The organism is Ramlibacter tataouinensis TTB310 (assembly GCF_000215705.1).
In the GTDB taxonomy this organism is placed as follows: domain Bacteria; phylum Pseudomonadota; class Gammaproteobacteria; order Burkholderiales; family Burkholderiaceae_C; genus Ramlibacter; species Ramlibacter tataouinensis.
The window spans coordinates 1,693,988-1,708,384 of sequence record NC_015677.1; the positions used below are offsets into that span (position 1 = coordinate 1,693,988).

Consider the following 14,397-nt stretch of genomic DNA (forward strand, 5'->3'; position numbering starts at 1 on the left):
ACCGAGGAACCGGCCGGCCGTGGGGCGCTTCAGCTCTGCCTGGCCGGGCTTCGCTTGCGGGGCTTGGCGCCGGCAGGCCGCGCGCCCTTGTCCAGCGCCACCAGGCTGTCCTGCAGCGTTCCCTCCAGCGTCCGGTTCAGGCGCGCCTCCAGCAGGCTGAGCACCGCCGCTTCCTCGGGCTTGAGATGGCCCAGGTCCTCGCGCAGCTGCGCCTCGACCTCGTCCTTGATCTCCAGCAGCAGGTCGCCCGTGGCGTAGGCCGTGAGGATCTCCGGATGGACATAGCACTTGCGGCAGATGGCCGGCGTGTTGCCCAGCCGCGCCGAAACCTTCTCGATGGCGGCCTTCAGGTTCTTCTTGGCGGCCGCCTGGGTGTCGAAGCGCTCGAACTCCTGCAGCGCCAGCGCGGCCATCACGGTGCCGGCCCAGGTGCGGAAATCCTTGGCCGTGATGTCGCTGCCGCTGATCTCGCGCAGGTACTCGTTGACATCGGCCGAGGTGACGTCGCGCAGCTCGCCGTCCTCGTCGATGTACTGGAACAGCTCCTGGCCGGGCAGCTCCTGGCAGGCCCGCACCACCCGGGCCACGCGCCGGTCGCCGACGCGCAGCTGCCAGGTCTTGCCGCTCTTGCCCTTGAACTGGAAGCGCAGCTGCGAGCCCTCGACCTTCACGTGCGAGTTGCGCAGCGTGGTCAGGCCGTAGCTCTGGTTGTCGCGTGCGTAGTCGTCGTTGCCCACGCGGATGAGCGTGCTCTCCAGCAGGTGCACCACCGTGGCCAGCACCTTCTCGCGCGGCAGGCCGCGCAGCGCCATGTGCTGCGCCACCTTGGCGCGCAGCGCCGGCAGGGCGCGGGCGAACTCCAGCATGTGCTCGTACTTGGTGCTCTCGCGCGCCTCCCGGAAGGCCGGGTGGTAGCGGTACTGCTTGCGGCCCTTGGCGTCGCGCCCGGTGGCCTGCAGGTGGCCGCTGGGTCGGCTGCAGATCCACACATCCGTCCACGCCGGCGGGATGACCAGTTTGCGGATGCGCTCCAGCGTCGCCTCGTCCTGCACGCGCGCACCGTCGGGCTTGAAGTAGGCGAAGCCTTCGCCCTGGCGCTCCCGGCGGATGCCCGGACGGTCGGGCGAGACGTAGACCAGGCCGGCCTCCTCGGCAGCCTGCACGGCCGTGTCGATCCTGTCGCTGCGCTCCGGGTCGGTCCGTTCCATGCCGCGGATGATCCGCCGCCACGGTGGTGCTTGCGCGTGCGGCGCGCCGTCTCGCAAGGCGCCAAAACACCTGAACCATGGTAGGAATGGGATTACGCCGATACGCGCCTTCCGGTGCACTCAGTCGAGCCCGGGCTTTTTACGCTTGAGATTGGCTGCGAAGTGCGGCCGCGGGAGGGAGTCGAATGAACGTCACCATTGTCGGCACGGGCTATGTCGGTCTTGTGACCGGGGCCTGCCTGGCCGAGCTGGGCAACCACGTGTTCTGCCTGGACCTGGATCAGGACAAGGTGGCCATGCTCCAGCGTGGCGTGATCCCGATCTACGAGCCCGGGCTGCAGGAGCTGGTGGACCGCAACGTCGAGGAAGGGCGGCTGACCTTCTCCAGCGACGTGGAGGCCAGCATCGCCTTCGGCGACGTCCAGTTCATCGCCGTGGGCACGCCGCCGGACGAGGACGGGGACGCCGACCTGCGCCACGTGTTCGCGGCGGCGCGCGCCATCGGGCGGCACATGGAGCGTTCCAAGGTGATCGTGCAGAAATCCACCGTGCCGGTGGGCACCGGCGAGCTGGTGTCGGCCGTGGTGCGCGAGGAACTGGAGGCGCGGGACAAGGAGATCGAGTACGCGGTGGTCAGCAACCCGGAGTTCCTCAAGGAAGGCTGCGCCATCGACGACTTCATGCACCCCGACCGCATCATCCTGGGCGTGGGCGACGACCTGCCGGGCCGGCGCGCGCTGCTCATGATGCGCCAGCTGTACCTGCCGTTCAACCGCAACCACGAGCGCACCCGCGTCATGGACGTGCGCAGCGCCGAGCTTGCCAAGTACGCGGCCAACGCCATGCTGGCCACCCGCATCTCGTTCATGAACGAGCTGGCCAACCTGGCCGACCGGCTGGGGGCGGACATCGAGCTGGTGCGCCAGGGCATAGGCGCCGACCCGCGCATCGGCTACAGCTTCCTGTACGCCGGCACGGGCTACGGCGGCAGCTGCTTCCCCAAGGACGTGGAGGCGCTGTGCCGCACCGCGCAGGCCCAGGGCCAGCGGCTGCAGGTGCTGGAGGCCGTGCAGGCGGTCAACCAGGTGCAGAAGCACGTGCTGCTGGACAAGGTGTTCGCGCATTTCGGTCCCAACCTGCGGGGCCGCAGCTTCGCGGTCTACGGGCTGGCCTTCAAGCCCGACACCGACGACATGCGCGAGGCGCCCAGCCGCGTCCTGGTCGCCGGCCTGCTGCGCGCCGGCGCCAGCGTGGTCGCCCACGACCCGGTCGCGCAGGAGCAGGCGGCGCGCGCCCTGGCCCAGGACCTGGCGGATGCGCCGCACCTGCTGGAGCGCCTGAGCTACGTGGCCAAGCCGGCGGACGCGCTGCGCGAAGCCGATGCCCTGGTCCTGGTGACGGAGTGGAAGCACTACCGCAGTCCCCCGCTGGCGGCGATGAAGAAGCTGATGCGCTCGCCCCTGGTCTTCGACGGCCGCAACCTGTGGGATCCGCACCAGCTGGCGACGGCCGGCGTCACCTACGTGGGCGTGGGGCGCAACAACCACGCCCAGCTGCGCGCCGCCGAAAAGGCGCAGCCGCCGGCCCAGCCCCTGGCCTTCAAGAAGAAGCCGCGCGTGGGCAACGGCCGGGAGGCCGGCGCGGCCGGCACCGTGGCCCCCGCCGCCACCGGCTGAGGCCTGGCGCCCGAAAACGACAAAGCCCGCTGGAGCGGGCCTTGTCGTCGGAGCAGGATGGGGTTACTTCTGGCTGAGCACCCAGGCCGCCAGCTTCTTGGCATCGGCCTCGTTGACCTGCGGGTTGGCCGGCATGGGCACGGCGCCCCAGACGCCGGCGCCGCCCTTGATGATCTTGGCCGCCAGCTTGTCCACGGCCGCCTTGTCGTTGGCGTACTTGGCTGCCACGTCCTTGTACGACGGGCCCACCATCTTCTTGTCGACGGCATGGCAGGCCATGCAGTTCTTGGCCTGGGCCAGGGCCTGGTCGGCCATCGCCGGGGCGGCCACCAGGGCGGCGGCGGCCAGGGCAAACAGGGCACGTTTCATTCGCGGTCCTCTACGGTTGGGTTACAGTCGTCCAACGCCATTGTAGGGAGGACGGTTGACCTTTCCCGTGAAGCAGGGGTAAATCCCCCCGGGCGTGACGTGCTGAAAGAGGGACGCGATGTATTTCCTGGGCCTTGGGATCGTTTTGCTGCTGATGAAGTACCTGGAGGTGGACCCGGTGGCCGCCTGGGCGTGGTGGTGGGTGCTCAGCCCCTTCGGCCTGGCCGTGGCCTGGTGGGCCTGGGCCGACTGGTCGGGCTACACCAAGAAGAAGGCGGTCGAGAAGGAAAACGCCCGCAAGCAGGCGCGCATCGACAAGAGCCGCGAGGCCCTGGGCATCAAGACGCGCCGGCGCTGAGGCGCGGGCGCCTCAACCCAGCGCGATGGGCTTGCGGCGCAGGGGCTTGAGCGCCGGCCCTTCGATGACCGAGCCGTCGGGCCGGAAGCGGCTGCCGTGGCAGGGGCAGTCCCAGCTGGTTTCCACGCTGTTCCAGTGCACCTTGCAGCCCATGTGGGTGCACACCGGCGAGACCGCGAACAGCTCGCCCTGCGGCGAGCGGTAGGCGGCGAACGACTCGCCCTCGAACTCCACCAGCGCGCTGTCGCCGGGCGCCAGGCTGGACAGGTGTTCCTTCTGTCCGCGCGTGAGGTAGTCCTTGAACAGCGCCTTGGCGGTGGTGAGGTTCTCCTCCAGCAGGTTCCTGGCGCCCTTGATGGGCGTGAAGCGGCCGGGGGCGCAGCGCTCGCCGAAGGCCGGCCGCTGGCCCGCCAGCTGCGCCGCGATCAGCCGGGCCGCCGCCGTGCCCCAGGTCAGGCCATCGGTGGAAAAGCCGGTGGCGATGAAGCAGCCCGTGTGGTCGCGGCCGATGTAGGGCAGGCCGTCGTGCGGGCGATAGTTCTGGGCCGACCAGCGGAAGCGGGCTGGCCCGGGCGACAGGTAGCTGGCGGCCGCGGCCTCCAAGGCCATCAGCGCCGCCTTGGCATTGTGGGCGCCGGGCTTGTGCTCCTGGCCGACGCAGATGAGGTAGCGCCGGCCCTGCTGCTCCAGCGTGCGCATCGACAGGCCCTCGTCGCCGTGCCACCAGAAGATGCCGGGCCCGATGTCCGTGTTGCCGGGCGGTGCCTCGAAGGCGACGCCGTACTCGCGGTGCACGGGCATCTCGGCATGCACCAGGTGGACGCCCTTGGGCGAGTGGGTGGCCATCACGATCTCGCCGGCCTTCACCGTGCCGGTGGCGGTGACGGCGACCCTGGCGCCGGTGTCGATCTCCAGCACCCGGGAATGCTCATGGACCGCCGCGCCGGCCTGCGCGGCGCGCCGCGCCAGCTGGGCCAGGTAGGCCTGCGGCTGGAACTGCGCCTGGTCGGGCAGCACCAGCACCGCGCCCCTTGCGGGCGGCAGGCCCGCGGGAGCCCTGTCTTCCCGCCGCACCGGGCAGCCGATCCGCGTCAGGGCCTGGATCTCGCCGTCCACATGGGCCTGGTCCCGCACCGAGCGCGCATACAGCACCAGGGGGCAGCGCCTGAAAGCCGCCTCCGGCATGCCCTGCGCCTGCGCCTCGACGAACTCCATGGCGGCGCGGCGCTCGGCCACGACCTCGCGCGCCACCTGCTCGCCCCAGCGCGACAGCACCGTGGACAGGCCCTGGCTCAGCGTCACGTAAAGGTTGCCGGTGGAGTGGCCGGTCGTCCCGCTGCCGATCTCGCCCGCCTCCAGCAGCACCGTCCGCCGGCCCTGCTGGGCCAGCAGCAGCGCCAGCGTCACGCCCGTGATGCCACCGCCGATGACGAGCACGTCGCACTGCGTGTCGCCCTGCAGCATGCCGAAGCCGGTGGCGGGCGCGGCCGTGCGCCAGACGGAGGTCGTGTCCATGGGAGCTTCCTCGCGAAGATCCCATGCTAAAACGGCCCGCCGCGCGGCGGCTGTAGGAGAAATTCAGAAGTTGTCGAGCACCGCGCCCTTGCTGGCGCTGGAGGCGTTGAACGCGAACTTGGCCTGCACGCCGCGGGTGTAGCGCGGCGCGGGCGCCTGCCAGGCGGCGCGGCGCCTGGCGATCTCGGCCTGCGGCACGTTCAGCTCCAGCCTGAGCTGGTGCGCGTCGATGGTGATGGAGTCGCCCTCGTTCACCAGCGCGATGGTGCCGCCGGCCGCCGCTTCGGGCGCGACGTGGCCCACCACCATGCCCCAGGTGCCGCCGGAGAAGCGCCCGTCGGTGACCAGGCCCACGCTCTCGCCCAGTCCGGCGCCGATCAGCGCGCCGGTGGGCGCCAGCATCTCCGGCATGCCCGGCCCGCCCTTGGGCCCCAGGTAGCGCAGCACCATCACGTCGCCGGCCTTGATCTTGCCGTCCAGGATGGCCTGCAGCGCCGACTGCTCGTCGTCGAACACCCGCGCCGGGCCGGTGATCACCGGGTTCTTCAGGCCGGTGATCTTGGCCACCGCGCCCTCGGGCGAGAGGTTGCCCTTGAGGATGGCCAGGTGGCCTTCCTTGTACATGGGGTTGCCGATCGGCCGGATCACGTCCTGGGAGGCAGCAGGCTGGTCGGGCACGTCCTGGAGCACCTCGGCGATGGTCTTGCCGGTGATGGTCAGGCAGTCGCCGTGCAGCAGCCCGGCCTTGAGCAGGACCTTCATCACCTGCGGGATGCCGCCGGCGCGGTGCAGGTCCACCGCCAGGTACTTGCCGGAAGGCTTGAGGTCGCAGATCACGGGCGTGCGCTGGCGGATGCGCTCGAAGTCGTCGATGGTCCACTCCACGCCCGCCGCATGGGCGATGGCCAGGAAGTGCAGCACGGCGTTGGTCGAGCCGCCGGTGGCCATGATCACCGCCACCGCGTTCTCGATCGCCTTGCGCGTGACGATGTCGCGCGGCTTGATGTCCCGGCGGATCGCCTCCAGCAGCACCTTGGCCGATTCCCGGGCCGAGTCCATCTTCTCGTCGTGCGGGTTGGCCATGGTGGACGAGTAGGGCAGGGAGATGCCCAGCGCCTCGAAGGCCGAACTCATGGTGTTGGCGGTGTACATGCCGCCGCAGGAGCCGGTGCCGGGGATGGCGTGCTGCTCGATGTCCTTGAGCTCCTGGTCGCTGATCTTGCCGGCGGCGTTCTGGCCCACGGCCTCGAACACGCTGACGATGTTCAGGTCCTGGCCCTTCCACCGGCCCGGCAGGATGGTGCCGCCGTAGACGTAGATGGCCGGCACGTTGGCGCGCAGCATGCCCATCAGGCCGCCCGGCATGTTCTTGTCGCAGCCGCCCACCACCAGCACGCCGTCCATCCACTGGCCCTGCACGCAGGTCTCGATGCAGTCGGCGATGACCTCGCGGCTGACCAGGCTGTACTTCATGCCCTCGGTGCCCATGGCCATGCCGTCGCTGATCGTCGGCGTGCCGAAGATCTGCGCGTTGCCGCCCGCTTCCTCGATGCCGACCACGGCCGCGTCGGCCAGCTTCTGCAGGCCGCTGTTGCAGGGCGTGATGGTGCTGTGGCCGTTGGCCACGCCCACCATGGGCTTGCGGAAGTCGCCTTCCTGGTAGCCCATGCCGTAGTACATGGAGCGGTTGGGCGCGCGCGACTTGCCCTCGGTGATGTTCTTGCTGCGGCGGTTGATCTGGATGGTCTTGTTGTCCATGGTGGCGGTGGCGTCAGGGTGCGAGGCCTGCAGTATCGCGCAGCTGCGGCTGGCCTCCGTCTCGACCGTGCCCTGGTGCGAGCGGCTCGGCTGGCTACCAGTCTTAGGCTTTCGCTGCGCGGGTTGACGACACGGGGCACCCGCCTCCGCTCATGTCCCCCGGGTGGGCTGCGCCCACCCTCCTCCTTTACTTCGCTGCGGCGGACGCCCCGTGCCGCCAACCCGCTCCGGGCGGCCGGCGGGGCGGCGTGCCACACGCGCACCGCAGGATTCGGTGGTTGGGGTGCCCTGCGCAGCGAAGTAAAGGAGGAGGACGGGGCGCAGCCCCGGCCGGGGGACATGAGCGGAGCAGGGCACCCCAGCCACCGAATCCCGAAACCATGCCGTAGTGCGTGCGCCTCGCAGCAGGGCGGCTGCAGCGCGCCGTTCCAAAGGCCGGGGGGCGGCACAATAGCCCTCATGCTGACCTACCCGCAGATCGATCCCGTGGCCCTGCAGCTGGGCCCGCTGGCCATCCATTGGTACGGCCTGACCTACCTGGCGGCCTTCGCGCTGTTCCTGCTGCTGGCGTCGCGCCGGCTGCGGCACCAGCCGTACGCCTCCATCACCGGGCCGGGCGCCTGGAGCCGCAAGGACGTGGAGGACATGCTGTTCTACGGCGTGCTGGGCGTCATCATCGGCGGGCGGCTGGGCTACTGCCTGTTCTACAAGCCGGCGTACTACGCCGCCCATCCGCTGGAGGTGTTCTACGTCTGGCAGGGCGGCATGAGCTTCCACGGCGGCATGCTGGGCGTGATCGCCTCGCAGTGGTGGTTCGCGCGCAGCCGCGGCAAGCCGTTCTGGCAGGTGATGGACTTCGTCGCGCCCTGCGTGCCGCTGGGACTGGCCTCGGGGCGGGTGGGCAACTTCATCAACGGCGAGCTGTGGGGCCGGCCAGCCGACCCGTCGCTGCCCTGGGCCATGGTGTTCCCGCAAAGCGGCTCGCTGGTGCCGCGCCACCCCTCGCAGGTCTACCAGTTCCTGCTGGAGGGCGTGCTGCTGTTCGTGATCCTGTGGCTGTACGCGCGCAAGCCGCGCCGCGAGGCCCAGGTGTCCGCCGTTTTCCTCATCGGCTACGGCCTGCTGCGCTTCGTGGCCGAGTTCTTCCGCGAGCCGGACCGGCACCTGGGCCTGCTGTCGCTGGGCATGAGCATGGGCCAGTGGCTGTGCGTGCCCATGGTGCTGGCCGGCATCGCGCTGTGGGTGTGGGGCGAGCGCCGGCCCCGGACGGCCCACGCCTGAGCGGGCTGCGGCCCGCCTTCCTGCTCTTCAAGGGAAAACCACTAAGGCGGGCGGCTCCGAGCCGACGGGCGAGTGCCCATAATTATTCGTCATTACGCGAAATTACGAATCTCAGCCATCCATGCGCCTGGTCCACAACTCGCTCCATGAAGAGGTCGCCGCGCGCCTGCGCGAGCGCATCTTCGAAGGCGAGCTGGCGCCCGGCAGCTTCGTCGACGAGGTGCAGCTGGCCGCCGACCTGGCGATCTCGCGCACGCCGCTGCGCGAGGCGCTCAAGGTGCTGACCGCCGAGGGCCTGGTGCGCCACGAGCCGCGCCGCGGCTGCTTCGTGGCCCAGGTGACCGAGCAGGACCTGGACGAGATCTTCCCCGTCATCGCGCTGCTGGAAGGGCGCTGCGCCTACGAGGCCGCCCAGCACGCCAGCGACGCCGACCTGCAGGCGCTGGAGGCGCTGCACGAGCGGCTGGCCCGCTTCGCGCGGGCGCGCCGCATCAACGACTACTACGCCGCCAACTTCGCCATCCACGAGGCCATCATCGAGCTGGCCGGCAACCGCTGGCTGGCCCAGGTCATCACCGACCTGCGCCGGATCGTCAAGCTGGCGCGCCTGCAGCAGCTGCACGCGCCGGGGCGGCTGGAGCAGAGCCTGCAGGAGCACCTGTCGGTGTTCGCAGCGCTCAAGGCGCGCGACGCCGTGGGCGCCGAGGCGGCCATGCGCACCCATCTCACCCGCCAGCGCGAGGCGCTGCGCGAACTGGCCCGCAACCAACGCTCGAGGATAGGCCCATGATGACGACCCTCAACGCGCAAGCAACCATGACCTGGTGGACCCGGGGCACGGCCTGGCTGCGGCCGGGCGCCGCGCCGCAGGGCCTGGCGGCGGTCCACCCCGCCATGGCCGCGCCGGCGCCTTCCAAGGAGCCGGCCCCGCGCATGCGCCCGCTGCGCGAGCGGCTGGAGGCCACCCTGGGCCGCACGCACGAGGCCTTGTCGCCGCGCATGCTGCGGCGCATCCTGGCCGAGCTGCAGGCCATCACCGACAGCCGCATCAGCGAGGTCGAGGCCGGCCGGCGTGCCCATGCGGTCGCGCAGTGGTACGCCCAGGCCACGCCGCAGGAGCGGCGCGACTGCTGGCTGCTGATGACCGAGAAGTTCGCGCCCGACGCCGCGCGCCTGCGCAGCGCCCGCGAGCATTACGAGCGGGCGGTGGGCTCGCCCGGCGAAGGCCAGGCCGAGATCCAGCTGCGCCGCGCCATGGTGTCGCCGCGCTCGCGCCTGCTGCAGCGTTTCGCCGCCTACCCGCAGGGCATGCGTTTCCTGGTGGACCTGCGCGCCGAGCTGCTGCCGCAGCTCAAGGGCGACCCGCGGCTGCTGCCGCTGGACGCCGAGCTGGAGCACCTGTTTTCCACCTGGTTCGACGTGGGCTTCCTAGAGCTGCGGCGCATCAGCTGGGACTCGCCGGCCTCGCTGATCGAAAAGCTCATCCGCTACGAGGCGGTGCACGACATCCGCAGCTGGGCCGACGTGAAGAACCGCCTGGACAGCGACCGGCGCTGCTACGGCTTCTTCCACCCGCGGCTGGAGGACGAGCCGCTGATCTTCGTCGAGGTGGCCCTGGTCCACGAGCTGGCCGGCTGCATCACCCCGCTGCTGGACGAGGCGGCCGCCGTCTCCGACCCGCACAAGGCCAGCACCGCCATCTTCTATTCCATCAGCAACACCCAGACCGGGCTGCGCGGCGTGAGCTTCGGCGATTCGCTGATCAAGCGGGTGGTGGAGACGCTGGCCGGGGAGTTCCCGCGGCTCAAGACCTTCGCCACGCTCTCGCCCATCCCCGGCCTGCGCCCCTGGGTGAACCGGCATGCCGGTGCGCTGCTGCAGCAGCTCGATGCGAAGAAGCGGGCGGAGCTGGCGCGCGTGCTGGGCGCCGAGCCGCAGGCCGCCAACGTGCTGGCCGCCCTGGAGCAGCCGCTAGGGCTGGACGCCCGCTCGCCGCTGCGGGCGCTGCTGCTGGGCTGGTGCGCCCAGTACCTGGGGCGCGAGCTGCAGGATGGCCGGCCGCTGGACGCGGTGGCCCGTTTCCACCTGGGCAACGGCGCCCGGATCGAGCGGCTCAACTGGGCGGGCGATCCGTCTTCCAAAGGTCTGAAGCAGTCGTTCGGCCTGATGGTCAACTACCTGTACGACCTGAAGCGGCTGGACCGGCACCGCGGCCTGCTGGGTCGAGGACAAATCCCGATGTCGAAGGCGGTGGAAGAGCTGTATCTTTGAGGGGCATTCCAACAACGCCTCAGGAGGCCCCCTCATGGACCATCGCCTAGCCCGGCGCGCCCTGCTGCGCGCAGCCGCCGCCGGTGCAGCGACCTCGCTCGCACCCTTCGCCCGCGCCCAGGATGGCGCCGCTGCCTGGCCCGCCCGGCCGGTGATGATGATCGTGCCATTCCCGGCCGGCGGCGGCACCGATGCCTTCGCGCGGCCGCTGTCGGCCCAGTTCTCCAAGCAGACCGGCCGCCAGCTGGTCATCGACAACAAGGGCGGCGCCGGCGGGACGGTGGGCGCAGCGCTGGCGGCGCGCGCCACGCCGGACGGCTACAACCTGTTCATGGGCGCGGTGCACCACACCATCGCGCCGTCCATGTACCCCAAGCTGGAGTACGACCTGGAGAAGGACTTCGTGCCGCTGACCCTGGTGGCCAGCGTGCCGCAGGTGGTGGTGGTCAACCCGCGCCGCGTGGAGGCCGGCGACTTCAAGGCTTTCCGGGAGCTGGTGCGCAAAAGCCCGGGGCGCTTCAACTACGGCTCGGCCGGCAGCGGCACCTCGCACCACCTGGCCGGCGAGCTGTTCAAGCAGCAGACCAACACCTTCATCACCCACATCCCCTACCGCGGCGCCGGCCCGGCACTGCAGGACCTGATCGCCGGCAACGTGGACATGATGTTCGACGGCCTGGGTTCCTCGGCCGCGCACATCAAGGGCGGCCGGATCAAGGCGCTGATGGTCTCGGGCAGCAGGCGCAGCGCGGCCTTCCCGGACGTGCCCAGCGCCGCCGAGGTCGGCCTGCCGGACTACACCGTCACCACCTGGTACGGCCTGTGGGCGCCGCGCGGCACGCCGGCCGAGGTGCAGGCCCGCGTGGTCGACGAGGTGCGCAAGGCCATGGCCTCCGACGAGCTCAAGGCGGTCTGGGCCAACCAGGGCGCCGAGTTCCCCAACCTCACGCAGCAGCAATTCGCGAGCTTCGTCGGCAGCGAGATCAAGCGCTGGGCCGCGGTCGTCAAGGCCTCGGGCGCCAAGCTGGACTGACCGGTACATGCACAACGACGACCAGAACCTGTTCTCCGCGCTGCGCGCGGCCCTCCCGGAGGACCTCTCCGGCATCGCGGTGGAAACCGACCAGGGCGCCACCTACTCCTGGCGCGACCTGGACCGCGCCACCGCCATGATCGCCAACCTGCTGCAGTCGCTGGAGCTGCCCGAGGGCGCGCGCATCGCCGTGCAGGTGGAGAAATCGGTCGAGGCGCTGATGCTGTACCTGGCGACGCTGCGCGCCGGCTACGTGTTCCTGCCGCTCAACACCGCCTACCAGAGCGCCGAGATCGAGTACTTCATCGCCAACGCCGAACCGGCGGTCGTCGTGTGCAGCCCGAAGAACTTCGGCTGGGTCAGCAAGATCGCCTTCCAGGCCGGCACGCGCAACGTCTTCACCCTGGGCGAGGACCGCAGCGGCACGCTGCTGGACCGCGCGGTGCACCACGGCGACGTGCACACGCCGGCCGTGCGCGGCCGCGACGACCTGGCCGCCATCCTCTACACCAGCGGCACCACCGGGCGCAGCAAGGGGGCCATGCTCACCCACGGCAACCTGCTGTCCAACGCGCAGGTGCTCAAGGACTACTGGGGTTGGCAGCCCGGCGACGTGCTGATCCACGCGCTGCCCATCTTCCACGTGCACGGCCTGTTCGTGGCCCTGCACGGCGCGCTGATCAACGGCAGCCCCATGCTGTGGCTGAACAAGTTCGACCCCCAGCGGGTGATCGCCTGGATGCCGCGCGCCACCGTGTTCATGGGGGTGCCCACGCTGTACACCCGCATGCTGGCCGAGCCGGCGCTGACGCGGGAGGCGGCGCGCCACATGCGCCTGTTCATCTCCGGCTCGGCGCCGCTGCTGATCGAGACCTTCAACGCCTGGCGCGAGCGCACCGGCCATACCATCCTGGAGCGCTACGGCATGAGCGAGACCGTCATGCTGACCTCCAACCCCTACCGGCCCGAGGAGGGACGCCGCGGCGGCACCGTGGGCTTCCCGCTGCCGGGCGTGGGCCTGCGCGTGGCGGGCGACGACGGGCGCGAGCTGCCTGCCGGCGAGATCGGCGGCATCCAGGTGCGCGGCCCCAACGTGTTCAAGGGCTACTGGCGCATGCCCGAGAAGACGGCCGAGGAGTTCACCGCCGACGGCTGGTTCAAGACGGGCGACGTGGGCAAGGTGGACGAGCGCGGCTACGTCACCATCGTGGGCCGCAGCAAGGACCTGATCATCAGCGGCGGCTACAACGTCTACCCGGCCGAGATCGAGGGCTACATCAACGAGATGCCCGGCGTGGCCGAGAGCGCGCTGGTGGGCGTGCCGCACCCGGATTTCGGCGAGGTCGGCGTCGCCGTCGTGGTGCCCAAGCCGGGCGCACGGCTGGACGGCGAGGCCATCGTCGCCGCGCTCAAGGCGCAGCTGGCCAACTTCAAGATACCCAAGCGCTGCTTCGTGGTCGACGACCTGCCGCGCAACACCATGGGCAAGGTGCAGAAGAACCTGCTGCGCGACCAGCACAAGGCGCTGTTCGGCTGATCAGGTGTTGCTCTTGCGATGCAGGGATGTACTCCTACAGCCCAGGTGCGCATTGCTGCTTAGAGTGGCGTCATACCAACTGAAGGAGAAACCCATGTCCAAGCTGCTCGTTGCCCTCATGACCGCCGCCGTCCTGGCCGGCTGCGCCGGCATGCCCGGAGGCCAAGGCGGCCCCACCCGCACCGCGGGCCAGGCGGTCGACGACGCCACCATCGGCACCCGGCTGAAGGCCGCCTATGCCGGCGACCCCGAGCTGAGCGCGCTGAAGATCAACGTCGACACCACGCAGGGCGTGGTGCGGCTGCGCGGCGAGGTCAAGTCGGTCGCCCTGCGCCGCAAGGCGGAGGAGACCGCGCGCAAGATCGAGGGCGTGAAGTCCGTCGAGAACATGCTGATCGTCACCGGCTGACCGGCTGACCGGCTGCGCGGGCAGCACCAGCTGCACCCGCGTGCCGCGTCGCGGCGCGCCGGGTCAGCCCTGCCGCGCCGGCTGCCGGGTCTCGATCGCCTGGCGCATGCTGGCCGGGTCCACCGGCGCGCCACCGGGCGCCGCGGGTTGCGCGCCGGTGCTGAAGACCACCCGGCCCTGCCCCTCGGCCAGCACGAACGAGCGCCAGCGGCGTTCGGCGGCCACGGCCCGCACCCGCGTCTCGAAGCGGTCCAGGCGCTGCTGCTCCAGCGAGTCCGCGTGCGACAGGGTCTCCAGCACCGCCACGGTGGCCAGGAGATCGGATTCCACCGCGCTGCCGATGGACCGTGCCATGCCCAGGCGGCCTGCTGCATGTCCTGCTCGCGGCTGTGCATCTCCCGCAGCAGCGCGCCGACCGCCGCCAGCGCCAGCGGCAGCAGCCCGCCCACGGCCAGCACGAACAGCCGCCACCGCAGCGGGCGCGCGACCATCAGGCCGGGTTGGCGGCGGCCGGCCGCACCACGTAGCGCACGAAGCCGTCGGCCTGCGCGAAGCGGTCGTACAGCGCGCGCGCCGCCGTGTCGTCGGGAGGGGCCGTCCAGTACAGCTGGGCCCAGCCCTCGGCCCGCATGGCGTTGCGCAGCCACTCGATCAACGCCGCGCCGATGCCGTGGCCGCGGGCCGACGGCAGCACGAACAGGTCCTCCAGGTGGCACACGGGCTGGGCCTCCCAGGTGTTCTCGTGCACCACGCAGTTGGCGAAGCCATAGACCTGGCCGTCCACCTCGGCCACGATGCACATCACGGCCGAATCCGGGTCCAGGATGCGCTTCCACGTGCGCTGGCTCACTTCCGGCGCCAGGCTCACGCCGCAGGAGACGCAATAGCCCTGCCACAGGCGCAGCCAGGCTGCTTCGTCGGAGGGCAGGGCGGAGCGGATCTGCAAAGGGGACATCCGCCCCATTGTGCCGCGCGGCAGCCG

The 14,397-nt window shown here is 70.7% G+C and carries 14 protein-coding genes; 8 read left to right on the forward strand and 6 right to left on the reverse strand.

Annotation, left to right across the window (positions count from 1 at the left end):
• Positions 1-29: 29 nt before the first annotated feature.
• Positions 30-1,208 carry a DNA topoisomerase IB gene (locus RTA_RS08270; protein ID WP_013900934.1) on the reverse strand — a complete coding sequence of 393 codons (1,179 nt, stop codon included), beginning with the start codon at positions 1,206-1,208 and terminating at the stop codon, positions 30-32.
• Positions 1,209-1,393: 185 nt separating this feature from the next.
• Between RTA_RS08270 and RTA_RS08275 the strand changes: the two genes are divergently transcribed.
• Positions 1,394-2,884: a UDP-glucose dehydrogenase family protein gene (locus RTA_RS08275; protein ID WP_013900935.1), complete on the forward strand. Its 1,491-nt coding sequence runs from the start codon at positions 1,394-1,396 to the stop codon at positions 2,882-2,884.
• Between the two features lie 63 nt (positions 2,885-2,947).
• Here the strand turns inward: RTA_RS08275 and RTA_RS08280 are convergent, their stop codons facing one another.
• A complete protein-coding gene (locus tag RTA_RS08280) occupies positions 2,948-3,253 on the reverse strand; it encodes a c-type cytochrome (protein WP_013900936.1) in 306 nt (101 codons plus the stop codon).
• Positions 3,254-3,371: 118 nt separating this feature from the next.
• Here RTA_RS08280 and RTA_RS08285 point away from each other — a divergent pair, with 118 nt between their 5' ends.
• The gene (locus RTA_RS08285) at positions 3,372-3,611 is read left to right on the forward strand and encodes a TIGR04438 family Trp-rich protein (RefSeq protein WP_013900937.1); all 240 of its coding nucleotides are present in this window, start codon (positions 3,372-3,374) and stop codon (positions 3,609-3,611) included.
• Positions 3,612-3,623: 12 nt separating this feature from the next.
• Here RTA_RS08285 and RTA_RS08290 read toward each other — a convergent pair whose 3' ends face one another.
• Both RTA_RS08290 and ilvD read right to left on the reverse strand, forming a co-directional pair.
• The gene (locus RTA_RS08290) at positions 3,624-5,126 is read right to left on the reverse strand and encodes an FAD-dependent oxidoreductase (protein ID WP_013900938.1); all 1,503 of its coding nucleotides are present in this window, start codon (positions 5,124-5,126) and stop codon (positions 3,624-3,626) included.
• A 63-nt stretch (positions 5,127-5,189) separates the two neighbouring features.
• Positions 5,190-6,884: a dihydroxy-acid dehydratase gene (gene ilvD, locus RTA_RS08295; RefSeq protein WP_013900939.1), complete on the reverse strand. Its 1,695-nt coding sequence runs from the start codon at positions 6,882-6,884 to the stop codon at positions 5,190-5,192.
• 459 nt (positions 6,885-7,343) lie between these two features.
• On the opposite strand from ilvD, the gene lgt reads away from it, so the two are divergent.
• The 6 genes from lgt to RTA_RS08325 all read left to right on the forward strand — a co-directional run bounded on the left by lgt (position 7,344) and on the right by RTA_RS08325 (position 13,415).
• Positions 7,344-8,165, forward strand: a complete 822-nt coding sequence (lgt, locus tag RTA_RS08300; protein WP_013900940.1) for a prolipoprotein diacylglyceryl transferase — start codon at positions 7,344-7,346, stop codon at positions 8,163-8,165.
• Between the two features lie 121 nt (positions 8,166-8,286).
• Positions 8,287-8,955, forward strand: a complete 669-nt coding sequence (locus RTA_RS08305; RefSeq protein ID WP_013900941.1) for a GntR family transcriptional regulator — start codon at positions 8,287-8,289, stop codon at positions 8,953-8,955.
• Positions 8,952-10,436 carry a malonyl-CoA decarboxylase gene (locus tag RTA_RS08310; protein ID WP_013900942.1) on the forward strand — a complete coding sequence of 495 codons (1,485 nt, stop codon included), beginning with the start codon at positions 8,952-8,954 and terminating at the stop codon, positions 10,434-10,436. The genes RTA_RS08305 and RTA_RS08310 overlap by 4 nt, the downstream gene beginning before the upstream one ends.
• A 34-nt stretch (positions 10,437-10,470) precedes the next feature.
• Positions 10,471-11,469, forward strand: coding sequence for a Bug family tripartite tricarboxylate transporter substrate binding protein (locus tag RTA_RS08315; RefSeq protein ID WP_013900943.1), 999 nt, complete (start codon positions 10,471-10,473; stop codon positions 11,467-11,469).
• 7 nt (positions 11,470-11,476) lie between these two features.
• Entirely contained in the window at positions 11,477-13,006 is a 1,530-nt protein-coding gene (locus tag RTA_RS08320) for a malonate--CoA ligase (RefSeq protein WP_013900944.1), read from the forward strand.
• 94 nt (positions 13,007-13,100) lie between these two features.
• Positions 13,101-13,415 carry a BON domain-containing protein gene (locus RTA_RS08325; protein WP_013900945.1) on the forward strand — a complete coding sequence of 105 codons (315 nt, stop codon included), beginning with the start codon at positions 13,101-13,103 and terminating at the stop codon, positions 13,413-13,415.
• Positions 13,416-13,478: 63 nt separating this feature from the next.
• Here RTA_RS08325 and RTA_RS08330 read toward each other — a convergent pair whose 3' ends face one another.
• Both RTA_RS08330 and RTA_RS08340 read right to left on the reverse strand, forming a co-directional pair.
• Positions 13,479-13,769 carry a hypothetical protein gene (locus RTA_RS08330; protein ID WP_013900946.1) on the reverse strand — a complete coding sequence of 97 codons (291 nt, stop codon included), beginning with the start codon at positions 13,767-13,769 and terminating at the stop codon, positions 13,479-13,481.
• Positions 13,770-13,905: 136 nt separating this feature from the next.
• Positions 13,906-14,370, reverse strand: coding sequence for a GNAT family N-acetyltransferase (locus tag RTA_RS08340; protein ID WP_049871253.1), 465 nt, complete (start codon positions 14,368-14,370; stop codon positions 13,906-13,908).
• Between the last annotated feature and the right edge of the window lie 27 nt (positions 14,371-14,397).